The organism is Massilia aurea, assembly GCF_040790145.1.
Taxonomy (GTDB): Bacteria; Pseudomonadota; Gammaproteobacteria; order Burkholderiales; family Burkholderiaceae_D; genus Telluria; species Telluria aurea_C.
On the sequence record NZ_JBFMMP010000002.1, the window covers coordinates 160,855 to 178,543 of the forward strand.

Sequence of the window (17,689 nt, forward strand, 5' to 3'; positions counted from 1 at the left end):
ATGAGTGGAAAATTCCGCGATTATAAATGCAGAACCCGGCCGGCGGCCTAAATCGACATCTCGCGCAACAGTTTGGAGGCTTCGCGGTTGGCGCCGATGCAGGTCCCGTCGCGCATGAAGATCTGCAGCTGCGACTGGTCGTCGGCGCGCATCGATTCGACGAAGTCCAGGTTTACCAGCGCCGAGCGGTGCACGCGGATGAAGCGCTGCGGGTCGAGCTGCGCTTCGAGCTCCGAAATCCCGATCCGCACCAGAAAGTGCTGGCCGCGCGCATTGATCACGGTGTACTTCGAATCGGCCTTCATGTATTCGATCTCGTGCGCCGCGAGCGGGAAGATGCGGCCCCGGTCGCGCACCAGGATGCGGTTCAACCGCGCCGGCCCTGCGCTGGCGCGCACGAGCGCATCCTCGACGGCCGCGCGCTCGGGCTGTGCGCCATCGAGCAGGCGCGCCACGCTGTCGGCAAAGCGCGCCCGCGTGAATGGCTTGAGCAGGTAGTCGACCGCGTGCAGCTCGAACGCAGCCACCGCATACTGGTCGTAGGCCGTGGTGAACACGATCTGCGGCAGGTAGTCGAGCTGGCGCAGCACCTCGAGGCCCGTCATCTCGGGCATCTGGATATCCATGAACACGACGTCGGGCCGCAGCGCCATGATGCGTGCCAGCGCGCTCGCACCATCGGCCGCTTCGCCCACCAGGCGCAGGCCCGGATGGGCATAGATGGCATCGCGCAGCACATCGCGCGCGAGCGGTTCGTCTTCGGCGAAAAATACGGTCTTCATGGCGTTGTCGGCAAGGTGACGCAGGCGGCAAAGCCGGCGCCGGGTCGGGAGTCGATGCGCAGCGCGGCGCGGCCGGCGTAATCCAGGTCGAGGCGCCGGCCGATGGTACGGATGCCCAGGCCGGGCGAGGCGGCAATCGTCGCGGGCGCGGCGCCGGGGCCGTCGTCGCGCACCGTCACGCGCAGCAGGCCGGTGTCAGGCTCGCGCCGGCTTTCGATGCGCAGCAGGCCGGTGCGGGTGAACGGATTGAAGGCATGCTTGATGCTGTTCTCGACCAGGGGCTGCAACGTCAATGCCGGTACCAGGCAGTCGCCCAGCGTCGGGTCGAGATCCCATTCGACCTGCAGGCGCGCGCCCAGGCGCAGGCTTTCCAGCTCCAGGTAGTCGCGCACGAAATCGAATTCGGCGTCCAGCGTGACGCGGTCGATGCCGGCGCGCTCGGTGTCGAGCACATAGCGCAGCATGTTTGAAAACTGGAACAGCGCCGTCTCGGCCGCCTGCGGATTGCGCTGGGTGAGGGCGATGATCGAGTGCAGGGTATTGAACAAAAAATGCGGATTGAGCTTGCTGCGCAGCGCGCCCAGTTCGGCCGCCACCAGCAGCGTCTGCGCCTGCTGCGCCGCCAGTGCCTGGCGCTGCGCAGCCGCATTGGCGCGCACGACATGGAAGACGCCGGCGACCACGGCGTAGCTCATCACGTTGTACAGGAACGGCCAGATGTGCCACGACAGCGGATGGGATGGCGGCTTCTGGGTGACGATCAGCACCGTGTGCGCATAGGTGGCGAATGCCAGCGCCGCCACGACGTGAATGGCGAAGCGGCGCGCACCCGTGACTGCGCGCCGATCGAACCAGCCGCTCAGTGGCCACAGCAGGGCCAGCATGCCGGCGGATGGCGCAAGGCTGATGAACGATCGCCAGAGCAGGTGCGGGTTGAATTGCCCGGCCACCAGCGTGTCGGCCTGGTTGACCAGTGCGACCACCAGCATGTAGCCCAGCCACGCAGCAATGTACAGGCGCCACATCGGCGAGAGGAGGGAAGACTTGGTCGTGGTCATCCATAAAGTATCGCGCACAACGCCGGCCTTGCGGCAAGTCTTGCGCTGAAATGCGGGAATCGGACGCCGTTTGCAAAACGATGGCAATGAAAGTGACGATGTCAGCGGGCTTGCCTGTCATTCCAGACCTGTCTACAGTAATCGCTACCGAACCAGAAAGGCCTTGAATGAACCATGTCCCCACCCTCGAGCCCCGCAGCATCGACGCCGCGCGCTGGGCCATCTCCACCGTGTTCCTGCTCAACGGCGCCGGCATCGGCCTGTGGGCCGCGCACGTGCCGACCGTGCAGGCGCGCATGGGGATCGATACCGGCATGCTGAGCATGGTGCTGCTGACCATCGCCGGCGGCGCGCTGCTGGCGATGCCGCTGATGGGTGGGTTGACCGGGCGCTGGGGCACGCGCCGCATGGTGCTGCTCTCGGGCTTCGCGTTTGCGGCGATGACGCCGCTGATCATGGGAGCGCCCAGTTTGCCGCTGCTGTTCATCGCCGCGTTCCTGTTCGGCGTCAGCAACGGCGCGCTGGACGTGGCGATGAACGCCAACGCCAGCGAAGTCGAAACCGCGCGGGGCCTGCCGACGATGTCGTCGTTCCACGGCTTTTTCAGCCTGGGCGGCTTGTTCGGCGCGGGCTTGGGCGGGCTGCTGGTCGGGCAGGGGCTGGGCCACGGCCAGGGCGCGCTGATGGTGGGCGTGGTCACGGCGGTGGCGCTGGCGCTGGCTGCGCCGCGCGTGATGGGCTTTGCGGCCACGCACGGGGCGGGCAGTCACTTTGCGCTGCCACGTGGCGCCGCGCTCGGCCTGGGTATGCTGGCGCTGCTGTGCTTTGCGGTCGAAGGCGCGCTGGTGGACTGGAGTGCGTTGTTGATGGAAGAGCGCACCGGCGCCACGCCGGCGTCGGCGGCGCTGGGGTTCTCGGCGTTTTCAATCGCGATGGCGGCCTGCCGCTTTGCCGGCGACCGCCTGATCGTGCGCTTCGGCGCGCTGCGCATCATGGTGAGCGGCGGGCTGGCGATGTTCGCCGGGCTGGCGCTGGCGGTGGCCAGCACGCACTTTGTGCTGTCGGCGCTCGGCTTCGCACTGGTGGGGCTGGGCGCGGCCAACGTGGTGCCGCTACTGCTGGGCGCCGCCTCGCGCATCCCCGGCATGAGCGCGGGGAGCGGCGTGGCGGCGGTGGCCACGCTCGGCTATGGCGGGTTGCTGCTCGCGCCGCCGGTGCTGGGGTGGGTTGCCATGCAGTCGAGCGTGATGGTGGCGCTTGGCGCGCTGTCGCTGTCAGGGCTCGTGATTGCCGCGAATGCCCGAGTGATCAGGCGCTAGCCCAAAGACCGTCGTTCCAGCGAAAAAAACAGCCGGTGTCAGGTCTGACATTCGGACACGTTCTCGGCAGTGATCAGGGTTTGAGAGCCAAAAACTGTAGAGCTTGTGTCCGAATGTCAGACCTGACACCGGCTTTTTTGACACCGGCTTTTCCGGCGTTATCAGAAGCAGTGCTCGGCTGCCGGGAAGCTGCCATCTTTTACCGCCGTCACATAGCTCGTCACGGCCGCGTCGATGCTGGTCTGGCCGTCCATGAAGTTCTTCACGAACCTCGCTTTGCGGCCCGGGAACACGCCCAGCAGGTCGTGCATCACCAGCACCTGGCCCGAGCAATCGGGCCCGGCGCCGATGCCGATCGTCGGCACGGACAGCAGCTCGGTGACTTCCTTGCCCAGCGCCGCCGGCACCGCTTCGATCAGGATCAGCGCCGCGCCGGCCGCCTGCAGTGCCAGCGCATCGTTCTTCAGGCTGTCGGCGCCGGCATCGGTCTTGCCCTGCACCCGGAACCCGCCCAACTGGTGCACGAACTGGGGCGTCAGGCCGATGTGCGCACACACCGGGATGCCGCGCTCGACCAGCAGGCGCACGGTGTCGGCCAGCCAGGCGCCGCCCTCGATCTTGATCATCTGCGCGCCGGCGCGCATCAACTGCACGGCGCTGTCGTAGGCTTGCTGCGGATTGCCGTAGGCGCCGAACGGCATGTCGGCCAGCACCAGCGCATGCTTGTTGCCGCGCGCGACCGAGGCCGTGTGATAGACCATGTCGGCCACCGTCACCGGCAGCGTCGAATCGTGGCCGGCGCAGACCATGCCGAGTGAATCGCCGATCAACAGGATCTCGACGCCGCAGCGGTCCATCAGCGAGGCGAAGCTGGCGTCGTAGCAGGTCAGCATCGCGATCTTGTTGCCGGCTGCGCGCATGGCCAGCAGCGACGGGACCGTGACGGCCTTCGGCGTGGCCGGCACGGGGGCGGGCGCGGCAGCCGGGGCCGCAGCCGCGCCGGTTGTCATCTCGTTACCCTGCAAATATCCGCTCATGATAAATCCTTTGTAAAACAGTCCGTCCAGAGGTCAGGAACGGAAGATGAAATAAACAGCGCCGACCAGGCACAGGCCGGCCCAGACGTAATCGAGTTTGAACGGTTCGTTCATGTAGAACATCGCGAACGGGACGAACACCGTCAGCGTGATCGCCTCTTGCATGATCTTGAGCTGGGCCAGCGAGTACTGCGTGTGGCCGATGCGGTTGGCCGGCACCTGCAGCAGGTACTCGAACAGCGCGATCCCCCAGCTGATCAGGGCCGCGACATACCAGGCGCGGTTCTGCAGGCCTTTCAGGTGCCCGTACCAGGCGAAGGTCATGAAAATGTTCGACAAGACCAGCAAGCCGGTCGTCTGGGCCCAGACAGGAAGATTCATGCTTAGTTCGCGGTTTATGACAGTTTGGCGATGGTCTGGCCGGCCACCAGTTGCGCGAAGTCGCGCGCGGGGCCGTGGCCGGGAATGACGACGTCCGGTGCGATTTCAAGTAGCGGCGCGATCACGAACGCGCGTTCGTGCATGCGCGGATGCGGCACCGATAACGTGGCGCTGGCGATGGTCTCGTCGCCGTACAACAGCAGGTCAAGGTCGAGCGTGCGCGGCGCATTGTGGTACGGCCGCTCGCGGCCATGGGCCCGTTCAATGGCTTGCAGGGCCGCCAGCAAATCGTGCGCGTTCAGCGACGTATCCAGACACGCCACGGCGTTGATGTAATCGTCGCCGGTTGATTCGATCGGGGCGGTGCGGTACATGCTCGACGTGTGCAGCAGGGTGCTGCCGTCCATGCGCGCCAGGCGCGCGAGGGCATCGAGCACGTTGGCACGCGCGTCGCCCAGGTTCGCACCGATGCCGATATAGGCGATCATTTGCCGCGCGACGCCCGATACTTTGCTTCTTCGTGCGCGGCGTACGCTGCGTCACGGGCGCGGTCTTCGGCGGTCAAGCCATCGTCAGGCTCGGGGGCGCGTGTGGCGACCTCGCCGCCTTCCACATCGCCTTCGCCGCCGGTCTTGCGCGCGCCGCGTCGTGGCCGGCGTTTCTTGGCCGGGCCGCCTTCGCGCTCGCGCGAGACAGCCACTTCGACCAGGCGTTCACGGTCGCCCCCTTCGGCGGCGTAGAAATCGGTCCACCATTCGCCGATTTCAAAGTCGAGTTCACCCGATTCGCAGCGCAGCAGCAGGAAGTCGTAGCCGGCGCGAAAGCGCGGGTGTTCGAGCAGCTTGTACGGCGCGCGGCCGGCGCGGCGCTCGAAGCGCGGCTGCATGGCCCAGATGTCGCGCATGTCGGTGGCGATGCGGCGCTGCAGCGCCAGGTTCTCGGTCTGCGTTTCGAGCACGTCGTCGGCTGCCAGGTGCAGCGCGGGGATCGGCGACTCGCCGGCAGCAACGTACGCTGTCCATTTTTCGAGCACCTGGTGCCACAGCAGCGAGGCAAACAGGAAGCCCGGCGAGACGCCCTTGCCGGCCTTGACGCGGTTGTCGGTGGACTCCAGCGCCAGCGTGACGAACTTCATGCCGATCGGCTGCTCGAGAACGACGTCCAGCAGCGGCAGCAGGCCATGGTGCAGGCCGGCCGAGCGCAGCTCTTGCAGGCACGCCAGCGCGTGGCCCGACATGAGCAGCTTGAGCATCTCGTCGAACACGCGCGCGGCCGGCACGTTGTCGATCAGGGGCGCCATGACGGGAATCGGTTCGCGCGTGGTCTCTTCGATCGAGAAGCCCAGCTTGGCCGCGAAGCGCACCACGCGCAGCATGCGCACCGGGTCTTCGCGGTAGCGTTCTTCAGGCACGCCGATGATGCGCAGCAGCTTGTTGCGGATGTCTTCCATGCCGCCGTGGTAATCGAGCACCTGCTGGCTGGCCGGATCGTAGTACAGGGCGTTGATGGTGAAGTCGCGGCGCGCGGCGTCTTCGTGTTGCGGGCCGAAGCTGTTGTCGCGCAACACACGGCCATGTTCGTCTTTTGGTGCGTTGTCGCTGCCGTTGCCGCGGAAGGTGGTCACCTCGAGCAGATCCTGGCCAAACATCACGTGCACGATCTGGAAGCGCCGGCCGATGATGAAGGCGCGCCGGAACAGTTTTTTCACCTGTTCGGGCGTGGCGTCGGTGGCGATGTCGAAGTCTTTCGGCCGCACGCCCAGCAGCATGTCGCGCACGGCGCCGCCGACGACAAAGGCTTTGTAGCCGGCTTCCTGCAACGCCTGCGTCACGCGGATCGCGTTGGACGACACGCTGCGCGGATCGATGCCGTGTTCGTCGGGGCCGAGGATTACCGGCTCGGTCGGGTCGCGCTGGTCTTTCACACCCAGGATTTTACGGATGAAGGTTTTAATCATTGAATAGTTGGATGGTTGGCCAGCCCTGCTCGCGCGCGTGGCTCGCGAGCGCCTTGCCGGGATTGGTGGCGACCGGATGGGACACGACCGACAGCAGCGGGATGTCGTTGTGCGAGTCGCTGTAGAAGTAGCTGCGCCCGAAGCTGCCGAATGGCTGCCCCAGGCGTTCGAGCCAGGCGTGCATGTGAACGACCTTGCCCGGGCCCGACGTTGGCGTGCCGGCCAGGCGCCCGGTGAGCATGCCTTCGGCGTCGAATTCGGGCATCGCGGCGATGTGGTGCTCGACGCCGAAGGCCGCCGCGATCGGCGCCGTGATGAAGTGGTTGGTGGCGGTGATGATGGCCACCAGGTCGCCCGCTTGCTGGTGATCGCGCACGAGCTTCAGGGCTTGCGGCTTGATGGCCGGTTCGATCACTTCACGCATGTAGCGCGCATACAGCGCGTCGAGCTCCGGGCGCGGAAACGCCGCCAGCGTGCCGATCGCGAATTCAAGATACTCGACCGGGTCGAGGACACCGGCGTTGTACTGGGCAAAGAAGGCGTCGTTGCGGGCGCGGTAGGCGGCGCCATCGACCGCACCGACACGCGCCAGGAATTCGCCCCATTCGTAATCGGAGTCGATCGGCAGCAGCGTGTGGTCGAGGTCAAACAGGGCGAGGTTTTTCATTCTTTGGATTCGAGCGGCAGGTTCTCTTGCAACAGCAGGTCGCGCAGCAGGGGCAGCGTGACCGGGCGCTGGGTTTCAAGCGAATACTGGTCAAGCGCATCGAGCATCGTCGACAGGGAACGCATGTCGCGTTTGAAATGAGACAACAAATAGGGTAACACGCTGGCCGACAGCGTCAAACCGCGCGCCTCGGCGGCGTGGGTCAGCGCTTCGATCTTCTGGTCGTCGGACAGGCCGTGGATCTGGTACACCAGGCCCCAGCCCATGCGCGTGCGCAGGTCTTCGCGTACCTGCAGTACCGCCGGCGGCACGGGGCCCGTGCAGACCATGTAGGCGCCGTGTTCGCGGATCTGGTTGAACAGCGCGAAGGCGTCGATCTGGCGCCGGGCACTGAGCCGGTGACAATCGTCGAGCAGGTACAGCGTGGTGCCGGGGGCATGCACGAAATCGGCGGCCGGCGCATCGAACGGGATGTAGCGCGCGCCCTGGCTGGCGGCCAGGCCGTGCAGCAGGTGGGTCTTGCCGGCGCCGGTGTCGCCCCACAGATAGGCGAAATGCTCGCGCGAGCTGCGCTCGGCGAACAGGTGCATCAGGTGCGTCAGCTCGGCATTGGCCCCCACCTGGAAGGTGTCGAGGCTCTGGGCCGGTTCGGCGCCTAAATCGAGCACCAGCTGTTTCATCGCGGGGGCCGATTCATGCCGGAAGATGGAGGAATGGGCATGCCAGTAAGGTCGAATTTTCGTTGTTATGTACGTTAAACGGCCGTAAAAGGGATACAGGGGAAGCCGTTTTGCTAAAATAGTGGATTGACCAGTTTCGCCGGTCGCCTCCTATTTTACCGCCTCCGCTGCCAAATACCATGAACCAACCATCTAATGTTTCTCTCTCCTACCGCGATGCGGGTGTTGATATCGATGCCGGCGACGCGCTGGTCGAAGCGATCAAGCCACTTGCCAAGCGCACCATGCGTGAGGGCGTACTGGGCGGTATTGGCGGCTTCGGCGGTCTGTTCGAGATCAGCAAGAAATTCAAGGAGCCGGTCCTGGTCTCGGGCACCGACGGCGTGGGCACCAAGTTGCGCCTGGCATTCGACCTGAACCGTCACGATACGGTCGGCATCGACCTGGTGGCCATGAGCGTCAATGACATCCTGGTGCAGGGCGCCGAGCCGCTGTTCTTCCTCGACTACTTCGCCTGCGGCAAGCTGGACGTGGCCACCGCCACCGCCGTGGTCAAGGGCATCGCCCAGGGCTGCGAACAGTCGGGCTGCGCGCTGCTGGGCGGCGAAACCGCCGAGATGCCGGGCATGTACCCGGACGGCGAATACGACCTGGCCGGCTTCGCCGTCGGCGCCGTCGAAAAATCCTCGATCATCGACGGCAGCAAGATCGTCCCGGGCGACGTCGTGCTGGGCCTGGCTTCGTCGGGCATCCACTCGAACGGTTACTCGCTGGTGCGCAAGATCATCGAAGTGGCCAAGCCAGACCTGGAAGGCGATTTCCACGGCCGCAAGCTGGCCGACGTGCTGATGGAGCCGACCCGCCTGTACGTCAAGCCACTGCTGGCGCTGATGGCGTCGATGGAAGTCAAGGGCCTGGTGCACATCACCGGCGGCGGCCTGGTCGAGAACATCCCGCGCGTGCTGCAGGATCACCTGACCGCCGTGCTGGATGCCACATCGTGGACGATGCCGCCGCTGTTCCAGTGGCTGCAGCAGCATGGCGGCGTGGCTGACGCAGAAATGCACCGCGTGTTCAACTGCGGTATCGGCATGACGGTGATCGTGTCGAAAGAAAACGCTGACGCGGCGTTTGCGCAGCTGGAAGCGGCTGGCGAGACCGTGTATCGCATCGGCGAAATCCGCGCTCGTGCGGATGGCGAAGCGCAGACGATCGTCGTCTAACCCACGCCCGATGCCCTGGCGCCTTCCATGTCCATCCGCGACAAGGAACGGCGGCAGCGGGCTGGCCACGACGGCGCCGTGGTCTGTATCACCGGCCTGTCCGGGGCCGGCAAGACCACGCTGGCCGACGCACTCGCCAGCTGGTGCCGGCGCCTCTGTTCGTTGAGGTGTATTGCTGCTGTCCGCTGGCGGTGCGCGAGGCGCGCGATCCGAAAGGGTTGTATCGGCGTACGCGCGCCGGGCAACTGCCGGAATTTACGGGGATTTTGTCGCCTTATGAGGCGCCGGATGCGGCCGAGGTGGTTATCGACAGCGCTACCTCGTCGGTAGATGATGAGGTGGCGAAGGTGCTGGCTGAGTTGTGGCGGCGCGGGATTATTGATATCGCATCGACGCTTTGAGCGCGCAGATGAATTTCTTGGCTGACAAATTGACCGTACTCTGCGTCCTTGTTGACTAATAACGCTTCTATTTAACGGAAGTTATCAAGTGCGCACCGCATGCTGTCGTGTCACCGTCGTAGGCATATGGTTTGCCCTTGTGCCGCGCGCCGTTGCCCTCAGGCTGGATTGCAAAGTTACCCTTGCATTTGGGGCAAAAGGTCATGTCGGTGGCCAGCGCCGCCTCAACTCCCATGACAATGGTTCCGGAAGATACGGCGATCACCTTTCCGCCATGATTGGTCATATCGTTAAGGCGAATAACGCCGCGGCCCATGTGTTTCATGAACAATCCTTATCGTGTGTAAAGTCAGCATCCGGAAATCGGGCTTTGAGATGCGCTGACTCGACCGGCGCGGTTGCTTGCCAGTATTTTGCGAACGGCGCTTCTGTTTCGCCTGCCTTGTCTTCGCTCGGGATCAAGTTGTACCCCGGGTCGAGGTAGTGCCGGCCTTGCCGTTGCGAGGCAGCGCTTGCTTTCGGTTCGGTTGGCCGGGCTGTCACGCCTTTTGCGGCGTCGATGAGCGTTTGCTTGTCGCCATCCCATGGCGAGAGTGGTGCGGGTGGTAAGGGAAGAACCTTGTCTAGGTTGGGGAAACGAAGCAGGGGATTGAGATTGAGGGCGTTGTGGAGTACGGCGTAGCGCGCGGATCGGGCCTCATCGAGATGGGGAACGAGCATATCCTCCAGGTCATGTGGGTTACGGAACTCGCCGGACAGACTTCTCGCGCACTCAGAGCAGCCGACGCTGACTCCTTTGTGTAAAGTTATTTGTGCTAATGCCCTAGTTTCAGATGTTCGCGATCCTCCTATCTTGCCGTCTGCTGCACGGGGCCACCCTCGGAGGCGAGCTAAAGTATATGCAGCTGGGCCATAACCCTGACTCATTGCACACTCCAGCATCTTGGTCGCAATCGGAATATTTGCCCAAAACCCCTCACTCGGATTATTCCAAGTTGCAGCGATCATGTCACCGAGATAAGCCATTGCTTGTGGGTTACCCATCTCTGCTGCCTTCTGCCAGAAGGCGTGCGCCCTAGTCACATCACTAGATACACCGATGCTGTTCATATAATAAGTTCCCATCCGATCATAGGCCGCAGGTACGCCAAGCCGCATCGCCTGCTCAACCAGCGCAAGCGCTTCCATTTCGCCTTGTGGCGGATCGCGATGCTCTAGATAGAGGCTGGCCAGATTGAGCATGGCTTTCCAATGTCCTCGCTCGGCAGCCTGGCGCGCTAACAGGACGATCTTTTTGTAGTCGCGGTCTTCTTCCCATGCATCGGGTTCGTCCAGCGCCTGCGCTTCTAGGAACCACTTTTCGGCCTGTGCATCGACAGGCGGCACTCGTGTTACTTCAATCTCGCAAGTGAAGCTGCGGCGGTGCGGATCGAAGAGGGGAAGTTTTTCATTGCGGGGCAGGGCTTGGGTCGTTTTGTATTGGGCTCGTACGATGCTGAATGCGTTGAAAGAGCAGACCAGGAAAACCGCCGTCAGCAGAATGTACGAAATCTTGCGAAGCAGAGGTAACGTCATTGTCAGCTCATGATCTCGTTGAGAGGTGGGCGCGCTTGCCGGTCAACCCAGCTTCGGTGCCGCACTGTTCATCAGGTGCCATGTCAGCGCATTCAGATCAAACGGAAGGTGGCCGCCATCGTCAAGTTGTGGAAACGGTTCTCCGGCGACCATCCAGGCTTGGCGCCATGGCTGGTTAATGATGTGATGCAGCGGGTGTTCAGTTGAAACCCAGGGTTGCCAGGTGCCAGTCACAGGGCAAGGCGTGCGCGCATCGCAGGAGCTGTGTGGTTGTGCGCGCAACACTTCGCGCGTCATGCCGGAGGCGGCCACAGGGTCGACTGCGCCGTGATCATGGCGAACGGTGAGGAAATGCTGCCACACCAGTCCGGTGACGGCTCTGCTACCCATGCCGTGCGGATATCGTGGCATATCGAACGCTTCTCCCGGCTGGTACAGACCTGGCGGGATGTCGTCGAGCCAGGCTCGCAAATGCGCTGACTCTGCCGGCGCGGTCGCTTGCCAGTATCCTGCGAACGGCGCTTCGGTTCCGCTTGCCTTGTCTTCGCTCGGCATCAAGTTATACCCCGCGTCGAGGTAGTGCCGGCCTTGCCGTTGCGAGGCAGCGCTTGCTTTGGGTTCGGGTGGCCGGGCTGTCACGCCTTTCGCGGCATCGATGAGCGTTTGCTTGTCGCCATCCCACGGCGAGAGTGGTGCGGGTGGCAAGGGAAGTACCTTGTCTAGGTTGGGGAAGCGAAGCAGGGGGTTGAGATTGAGGGCGTTGTGCAGCACAGCGTAGCGCGCGGATCGTGCTTGATCGAGATGCGGAACGAGCATATCGGCCAAGTCGTGTGGGTTACGGAACTGAACGGACAGCCTTCGCGCGCAATCATTGCAGCCAAACTTCACACCTTTTTGCAAGATCAGCAGTGATAACTCTTTGTTTTCGGATGTTCGCGTTCCCGAAATTTTACCATCCACTGCACGGGGCCAGCCTCGAAGCCGCGCCAGAGTAAGTGCAGCTGGGCCATAACCTTGAAGCAGCGCGCAATCCAGCATCTTGGTCGCAACTGGAATATTGGCCCAGAACCCATCATTTGGGCTGTCCCATGTGGCAGATAGCATGTCGCCGATGTAAGCCATGGCTTGAGGATTTCCCATTTCAGCCGCCTTTTGCCAGAAAGCGTGGGCCTTTGTCACGTCTTTAGGCACGCCAATGCTGTTCATGTAGTAGGTCCCCATACGGTCATAGGCGGCTGGAACGCCGAGCCGCATTGCTTCCTCGATAAGCGTGAGCGCATCCGTTTCACCATGCGGTGGATCACGATTTTCCAGATAAAGGCTGGCTAAGTTGAGCATTGCTTTCCAGTGGCGTCTTTGAGCCGCCCTACGTGTCAACTGAACTATTTCCTTGTAGTCGCGGTCTTCTTCCCACGCATCAGGATCGTCCAGTACTTGGGCTTCTTGGAGCCATAATTCAGCCTGTGCATCGACGGGGGGTACTTTTTTCGATTCGATTTCGCAAGTGAAGCTGGACCGGTGTGGATTGAAGAGAGGCAAGTCTTCGTTGCGGGGAAGGTTTTGAATTGCTTTGTATTGGTCGTGTACCACGCTATATCCTTTGAAAGAGCAAAACAATAGGGCCGCTGTTAACAGGAAGCAGGAAAACTTACGTGATGAAGTAGTATTCATCGCTAACCCAGCCTGATCGTGGAGCTACGATTGTCCCGTATTGGTAGCAAGAAGCCGGTCATAGGTTTTGACTCACGTTTTTGTTCTGAGTTAATCATCGTGATTTCGGTCCAATCAGAGAATGCCTCCTTAATGTCACTGGCCGAACCACCCTTCCCGTCAACGGTGCCACCGCTTAACTTGCCCCAAATCTTCTGCCGCAAATCCGCCGCCTTCTTCGCATCATTCGTCGCCAAATTGATCTCACTATCAACTGCCATACTCCGCTGGTTCAGATTCGCGCTGCCCAGACTGAAAAAGCTGTCGTCCACCAGCAGCAGTTTCGAGTGAATGTAAATTTCGCGATAACGCATGCGGCGTCCGTCCAATCTCGATGTCTGCAACATCGCCACGGCCACTTTCAACCCGTACTTCTTTTCCAACGCATCCACGCTCGGCTTGTCGATGCCATTCGCGTATTCCACGACGGTCGGTTTTGTGTACACGGCGCCGGACGAGTTTCCGAGTTCGTCGCGCCTCACGCCCGTGTGCGCTTTCTTGTTTTCCATGTCGATCAGTGCCGACTGCCCGGTCATACCGACCTGCTGGCCAAGCACGGCAAGCGCGTCGTAGGTGCGCGGAACCATCTGGGCACGTTCCGGAACCGGAATAACGATGAATACGTGCAGCAGTGGCATGTCGCCCTTGGTCTTGCCAGCCTTCGGTGCAGCGGCTTTCCAACGCGCCATGACGTTCTTGCGCGCCTGTATCAAGCGTTCCGACCATTCCTGATATTGGAAATACTGGTTTTCGATGTAGAGATAGCCAGTCGCTGCCGCAGCCACGTCGGTGGCAAGGAAATACATTTCCTTGGCGGTTTTGTCCTTCTCATCGGGTTGGGTTCGAATGATCTGGACCGATGAATTCGAGCCGGGCGCACCTTTGCGCTTCAATGCGGAGGGAATGTCAGGGTTTTCATAAAGCGTATCGCCGCCAGCGCGGCGCCATGCGCTGATAAAGTTTGCGTGGACACTGACAAGTGCGCCGCCTCTGATACGACAGGCATAGTCTCGATAGGGCTTGAAGGTTTTGAAACCGGTGTCTGCCTTCGCATTTTGGTCGAATTGCACGGCTTCTCCACGTTCACGGTTGCCACCCGCTTCGCGCTTCGGATTCTCAAGAAGATGATCCTCGGTATCCCAGTAATCCGTCACCGAATTCAGGCCCTTCACATACCCTACTGCTTTCGCGCCAGCGTTAAAGTCATAATCGATGAGAAGCGTTTTCTGGTGGTGGGTACCAACCCACGCCATGCCATGTCGCTCGACCTCCCATTTGTCGATGCCATCGGGTTGGTACTTTTCATGGCCCAGGCTCGCGCTGATCGCGGCTGCATCGCCGGAACGCGTCAGTATTTTGATCCCGTGGAAAAGTCCGGCGAATGCCGCCTGGTACCAGCTATGGCAGTATTCCTCTCGCGCGATGGAGGGTATTGAATCCGGGGTGATGGCGCGCGGCGTGCCCATTCCTCGCAGCGGTGATCCCGAGGCAAAGAATGTCAATTTGGGCGTTCTGAAATTTTTTTCAGCCAGAGCAAGACTTCGCTGTGCGCTGATTCTGTCAGCTTCAGTGCTGCCGCTGACATAGCGCCACGCTGTTGTCCCATGCGAATATCCGGGCATATTCATGGCGAGCGGACTGCCGATCTTGCCGTACCAGACGAGCAGGCGAACTTGCACGTGCCTTTTGCCTGCTGCAATCAGCAGGTCGCCATACGTTTCGCCGCGCGGCCATTCAGTTCCTTCACGGATCAATTCCATGCCTGGATCGAACCCCCAGCAACATATATCGATCGAATTCTTTGCCGCCTTGATCTGCGCCGCGATATCGGCAAACCCGGTTCCGCCACAAATGAATACTTCAAGTTCGTTGTTGTGGGTAATGGGATGGGTTGCGCTACGTTTTTCCAGGAACCACTGCACCGTGCTCGTCGCCTTGCAACTAAGCTCATCGATATGAACTTTTTCAGCACGTTTTATGGGATCAGGCATACGACGTCCTCCGAGAAACGGTTGTGTTGGTTGTCAGAGATGTTCGCGACTATCGGTCGAGCCATCGAGGGCCCGTGCGCCTGCACTGGAAAGCGTTTGCTCCAGATATTCCGGCGAGGCGGGCGGCGCGGATTGTGGAAGCGCCGCCAGGTCGTAAATTTCGCCATTCGGAAGTTCGACCTGGTAGTCCCTGGTTCCCGCCGTGTGCTCGATGGCGATCTGGCCCAGGTCGTCGGTGATGCCATCTTCGATTTTTGTCCCGTTCTTCAATAGCGAGTAGGGGACATTGGCGAACGGACGGCCATTCTCGGGATGCGTCAGTAAAGTGAAGACCAGCTGTTGGGGGTCTTCCGTCGTCGCCGGCTCTGCGATGTTGATCTTGTGCTCCGTCGATGGGTGCGGACGGTTCTGCGGAGACAGGGTTTCAAGGTTGCCGTGAAACAGTGCCGGCTTGGATGCAAAGACCTGCAAGCGGTCGGTGATTTCAATCATGCATTCCGTGCCGTGAAGGCGCACACCTTTTTTGCCCTTGATATCGACCCAGTCAGCCTGGCTGATCAGGGACAGAACCTTGTTGGCGATGACCTGGATGTCATCGTCGTGCGCCTGCACCGTGATCTTGCCGGATGCTGCAATCAGTTTCATGCCCGCCTTGTGGACGAAGAGGCGCAGCGTCTGCCTGATGCTGGCGAACAGGCTCTCGCCAGTGGCGATCGACAGGCTGCGGCCAGATGTCAATGCCGTGTGCTCGGCGCTGGCGATGTGGGTTGATTGCGCAGTGCTCGTTTCGATTCCCGCCGGGCTGGCCAGCACAAGGTGGGGTAGTGCAAGCTCTGGAAAATCTTTACCAGCGCCACGCACGACGTCATTTTGTGCCTTGAGCGCATCGGCGATGATGTCCTGTTGTCCGCTTTCCTGCGCCATCCCCTCCATTGCCGCTGTCGCTTGTGCATCGTGCAGTTTGTGCGCGGCGTCGAGCCGCTTCGCCGTCTCATCCATATCCTTGATGGCCCCGCGCGCAGCCTGCCTTGCCTCGGTCGTGATCAACAGCCCCTTGGCCGCCCGCGCAACGCCATGCCCGTCCGTGCGCAGCTCCCAGCCTTCCCCGCGCGCATCCTTGCGTCCAGTCGTATCCTCGATCCGCGTGATGTGCCCAAGCGACAACTGACTGCACTGGTGATCGCTTTTGAGCTGCGCCTGGATCATCTCTTTCGTATCATCCAGCACCAGATGGTTGCCGCGTGCACCACCACCAAGCTCGCGGCTGCGCAGGCCCGCCAGCGCCGCTTGCGCCGGCAGCTTCCATGGCGGCATATGCGTGCCGTTATACAGCGCGCCCAGGATCAGTGGATGGTCGATATTCCCGTTCGGATAAACGACAGCGACTTCCTCGCCCACGCGCGGCAGGCGGACGTGGCCGAACTCCTTTCCTGCAGCCGGGCTCAGCACCCGGATCCACGGCGAGCTGTTCTCGTCTTGCTGGCCCAGCCGGTCCCAGTGAAACTGCAGCTTGACCCGGCCGAAGCCATCGGTGTGAATGTCGGCGCCGGCCGGACCGACGACGGTCGCAGTGTGCAATCCCATGTAGGCGCCTGATTCGCTGTTGAAGTCGCGTCCCGGCCGCCAGCGAATGTCCTGGTGGATGCAGGTGAAGCTGTTCTCGTAGTGCGACGGCCCGCCTGTTCCGGCCTGGTAGTTGTTGGTCGCCTCATGCACGGCTGACAGGATCAGGTAGCTGCGCTCGCCAATGCTGCGGCGCGGTTCTGGGTCGTAGTCCATCGAGCGCGGTTCGGCGCTGAAATGGCCCCCGAGTTTGAACGTGCGCCCGGGCATGACGCTGCGCGCATTGCTGGTGGCCTCGAACGTCTGCGTATCCTTGTCCTGCTCCACCATGCGCTGCATTGCGAGCAGTTCGCCATCGCTGCGCATGCGAAAACCGTAGGTGCCGGCGTCCTCATACACTTCGTAGGCGAATATGTCGCCCTGGCGGTTGGCTGAATAGCCGGTGGCGCGCTGCGCGGCGGGATTCTTGTAGTCGAAGCTGGCCAGTGTGGTGGTGCCAGAGCCAAGGCGCCGGTTCGCACTCCAGAGATGGATGCCGTCGTCTTCGAGCGAGCCGCTTTTGTCGTGGAATGCAAGGACGTCCACACCGTCGTAGCTGGTGGCGTCGATCGGCTCGTTCAGCAAGCTCATGTCGGAAATTATGAGCTTGTGGCCATCGAAGCGGTGCTCGTACCAGTAATGCATGCCCCGTGCTTCCCAGCGCCGGTGCAGATGGTTGTAATCGGCCTCGTTATGCTGATTGGCGACGGTCAAGGGCGGATCTTCTTCGAAGACGTTCATATGCCATTCGGCCTGGCGATAATGCTTGAGCGTTTCTTCGGTAATCTGCCGCACGCTCTTGCCGTGGAACGACACGCTGTTTTTGCGCAGGCGTGCGAAGGCCAGCCAGGGCTCGAGCACCATCCGGTAGAAGGCAAAGCCGCCGTCGGCGCGCTCGAAGCCGAACTCGGTGATGTAGCCGTTGAAGTAACGCAGCGAGCCATCCTGGCGCACGAGGGAAATTGTGACCATCCGGCCCATCAGCATCTTGAGCGGAATGCGCGGGTCGTCCGACAGCACTTCGACCTCGAACCGGAATCCGCGCGAGACTTCCTCGCGGGCGACCAGTTGATTGGGCAGCAGGATGGCCGGGGGGCCATCGTCAAGAGGAAAGTCCAGCCGCATCAGCCGGTTGTGCTGCGAGTTGCCGCGGAATGCAGACAGGGCGGCGCCGGCGGCGATGATGTGGCTTTCGTCCATTGACTGCCTCCAATGGCCATTTGCACGGCCAGAATTGAAATGAACCACATGTCCAACAACTACGTTAGCCCGCTGTCGCTCAGTTTCAATTGATTGGCGTCAATGA

Annotated in this window: 16 protein-coding genes; 3 read left to right on the top strand and 13 right to left on the bottom strand. The window is 61.8% G+C overall.

Annotated features, from left to right (window positions below; genetic code table 11):
- Positions 1–47 precede the first annotated feature (47 nt).
- Positions 48–782 carry a LytR/AlgR family response regulator transcription factor gene (locus AB2N08_RS05275; protein WP_367609583.1) on the bottom strand — a complete coding sequence of 245 codons (735 nt, stop codon included), beginning with the start codon at positions 780–782 and terminating at the stop codon, positions 48–50.
- On the bottom strand, positions 779–1,840 hold the full coding sequence (locus AB2N08_RS05280) for a sensor histidine kinase (protein WP_367609584.1): 1,062 nt from the start codon (positions 1,838–1,840) through the stop codon (positions 779–781). Before AB2N08_RS05280 ends, AB2N08_RS05275 begins: the two co-directional genes overlap by 4 nt.
- Before the next feature lie 167 nt (positions 1,841–2,007).
- Between AB2N08_RS05280 and AB2N08_RS05285 the strand changes: the two genes are divergently transcribed.
- Positions 2,008–3,159: an MFS transporter gene (locus AB2N08_RS05285; protein WP_367609585.1), complete on the top strand. Its 1,152-nt coding sequence runs from the start codon at positions 2,008–2,010 to the stop codon at positions 3,157–3,159.
- Positions 3,160–3,320: 161 nt separating this feature from the next.
- Here AB2N08_RS05285 and panB read toward each other — a convergent pair whose 3' ends face one another.
- From panB to hda, 6 genes are read right to left on the bottom strand one after another with little or no spacing between them, the layout of a single operon-like run.
- On the bottom strand, positions 3,321–4,196 hold the full coding sequence (gene panB, locus AB2N08_RS05290; protein WP_367609586.1) for a 3-methyl-2-oxobutanoate hydroxymethyltransferase: 876 nt from the start codon (positions 4,194–4,196) through the stop codon (positions 3,321–3,323).
- A 33-nt stretch (positions 4,197–4,229) separates the two neighbouring features.
- Positions 4,230–4,577: a DMT family protein gene (locus tag AB2N08_RS05295; RefSeq protein WP_367609587.1), complete on the bottom strand. Its 348-nt coding sequence runs from the start codon at positions 4,575–4,577 to the stop codon at positions 4,230–4,232.
- Between the two features lie 14 nt (positions 4,578–4,591).
- On the bottom strand, positions 4,592–5,065 hold the full coding sequence (gene folK / locus AB2N08_RS05300) for a 2-amino-4-hydroxy-6-hydroxymethyldihydropteridine diphosphokinase (protein WP_367609588.1): 474 nt from the start codon (positions 5,063–5,065) through the stop codon (positions 4,592–4,594).
- The gene (pcnB, locus tag AB2N08_RS05305; protein WP_367609589.1) at positions 5,062–6,534 is read right to left on the bottom strand and encodes a polynucleotide adenylyltransferase PcnB; all 1,473 of its coding nucleotides are present in this window, start codon (positions 6,532–6,534) and stop codon (positions 5,062–5,064) included. Before pcnB ends, folK begins: the two co-directional genes overlap by 4 nt.
- Positions 6,527–7,201, bottom strand: coding sequence for an HAD family hydrolase (locus AB2N08_RS05310; protein WP_367609590.1), 675 nt, complete (start codon positions 7,199–7,201; stop codon positions 6,527–6,529). Before AB2N08_RS05310 ends, pcnB begins: the two co-directional genes overlap by 8 nt.
- A complete protein-coding gene (hda, locus tag AB2N08_RS05315) occupies positions 7,198–7,881 on the bottom strand; it encodes a DnaA regulatory inactivator Hda (RefSeq protein ID WP_367609591.1) in 684 nt (227 codons plus the stop codon). Before hda ends, AB2N08_RS05310 begins: the two co-directional genes overlap by 4 nt.
- A gap of 179 nt (positions 7,882–8,060) precedes the next feature.
- On the opposite strand from hda, the gene purM reads away from it, so the two are divergent.
- The gene (purM, locus tag AB2N08_RS05320) at positions 8,061–9,104 is read left to right on the top strand and encodes a phosphoribosylformylglycinamidine cyclo-ligase (RefSeq protein ID WP_367609592.1); all 1,044 of its coding nucleotides are present in this window, start codon (positions 8,061–8,063) and stop codon (positions 9,102–9,104) included.
- Between the two features lie 143 nt (positions 9,105–9,247).
- Positions 9,248–9,505, top strand: a complete 258-nt coding sequence (locus AB2N08_RS05325; RefSeq protein ID WP_367609593.1) for an adenylyl-sulfate kinase — start codon at positions 9,248–9,250, stop codon at positions 9,503–9,505.
- 67 nt (positions 9,506–9,572) lie between these two features.
- Here AB2N08_RS05325 and AB2N08_RS05330 read toward each other — a convergent pair whose 3' ends face one another.
- Genes AB2N08_RS05330 through AB2N08_RS05350 form a run of 5 tightly spaced genes read right to left on the bottom strand, consistent with a single transcriptional unit; the run spans position 9,573 to position 17,583 of the window.
- The gene (locus tag AB2N08_RS05330) at positions 9,573–9,830 is read right to left on the bottom strand and encodes a PAAR domain-containing protein (protein ID WP_367609594.1); all 258 of its coding nucleotides are present in this window, start codon (positions 9,828–9,830) and stop codon (positions 9,573–9,575) included.
- On the bottom strand, positions 9,827–11,080 hold the full coding sequence (locus AB2N08_RS05335; RefSeq protein ID WP_367609595.1) for a tetratricopeptide repeat protein: 1,254 nt from the start codon (positions 11,078–11,080) through the stop codon (positions 9,827–9,829). Before AB2N08_RS05335 ends, AB2N08_RS05330 begins: the two co-directional genes overlap by 4 nt.
- Positions 11,081–11,122: 42 nt before the next feature.
- Positions 11,123–12,751, bottom strand: coding sequence for a tetratricopeptide repeat protein (locus tag AB2N08_RS05340; RefSeq protein WP_367609596.1), 1,629 nt, complete (start codon positions 12,749–12,751; stop codon positions 11,123–11,125).
- A gap of 2 nt (positions 12,752–12,753) precedes the next feature.
- Complete coding sequence (locus AB2N08_RS05345; RefSeq protein WP_367609597.1) at positions 12,754–14,781, bottom strand: phospholipase D-like domain-containing protein; 2,028 nt, start codon at positions 14,779–14,781, stop codon at positions 12,754–12,756.
- Between the two features lie 33 nt (positions 14,782–14,814).
- Positions 14,815–17,583, bottom strand: a complete 2,769-nt coding sequence (locus AB2N08_RS05350) for a type VI secretion system Vgr family protein (protein ID WP_367609598.1) — start codon at positions 17,581–17,583, stop codon at positions 14,815–14,817.
- Positions 17,584–17,689: the final 106 nt, after the last annotated feature.

What these genes read in the sequence shown, in the direction of transcription:
- AB2N08_RS05275 (WP_367609583.1), bottom strand. Translation starts at nt 782, where the DNA reads ATGAAGACCGTATTTTTCGCCGAAGACGAACCGCTCGCGCGCGATGTG.
- AB2N08_RS05280 (WP_367609584.1), bottom strand. Translation starts at nt 1,840, where the DNA reads ATGACCACGACCAAGTCTTCCCTCCTCTCGCCGATGTGGCGCCTGTAC.
- AB2N08_RS05285 (WP_367609585.1), top strand. Translation starts at nt 2,008, where the DNA reads ATGAACCATGTCCCCACCCTCGAGCCCCGCAGCATCGACGCCGCGCGC.
- panB (WP_367609586.1), bottom strand. Translation starts at nt 4,196, where the DNA reads ATGAGCGGATATTTGCAGGGTAACGAGATGACAACCGGCGCGGCTGCG.
- AB2N08_RS05295 (WP_367609587.1), bottom strand. Translation starts at nt 4,577, where the DNA reads ATGAATCTTCCTGTCTGGGCCCAGACGACCGGCTTGCTGGTCTTGTCG.
- folK (WP_367609588.1), bottom strand. Translation starts at nt 5,065, where the DNA reads ATGATCGCCTATATCGGCATCGGTGCGAACCTGGGCGACGCGCGTGCC.
- pcnB (WP_367609589.1), bottom strand. Translation starts at nt 6,534, where the DNA reads ATGATTAAAACCTTCATCCGTAAAATCCTGGGTGTGAAAGACCAGCGC.
- AB2N08_RS05310 (WP_367609590.1), bottom strand. Translation starts at nt 7,201, where the DNA reads ATGAAAAACCTCGCCCTGTTTGACCTCGACCACACGCTGCTGCCGATC.
- hda (WP_367609591.1), bottom strand. Translation starts at nt 7,881, where the DNA reads ATGAAACAGCTGGTGCTCGATTTAGGCGCCGAACCGGCCCAGAGCCTC.
- purM (WP_367609592.1), top strand. Translation starts at nt 8,061, where the DNA reads ATGAACCAACCATCTAATGTTTCTCTCTCCTACCGCGATGCGGGTGTT.
- AB2N08_RS05330 (WP_367609594.1), bottom strand. Translation starts at nt 9,830, where the DNA reads ATGAAACACATGGGCCGCGGCGTTATTCGCCTTAACGATATGACCAAT.
- AB2N08_RS05335 (WP_367609595.1), bottom strand. Translation starts at nt 11,080, where the DNA reads ATGACGTTACCTCTGCTTCGCAAGATTTCGTACATTCTGCTGACGGCG.
- AB2N08_RS05340 (WP_367609596.1), bottom strand. Translation starts at nt 12,751, where the DNA reads ATGAATACTACTTCATCACGTAAGTTTTCCTGCTTCCTGTTAACAGCG.
- AB2N08_RS05345 (WP_367609597.1), bottom strand. Translation starts at nt 14,781, where the DNA reads ATGCCTGATCCCATAAAACGTGCTGAAAAAGTTCATATCGATGAGCTT.
- AB2N08_RS05350 (WP_367609598.1), bottom strand. Translation starts at nt 17,583, where the DNA reads ATGGACGAAAGCCACATCATCGCCGCCGGCGCCGCCCTGTCTGCATTC.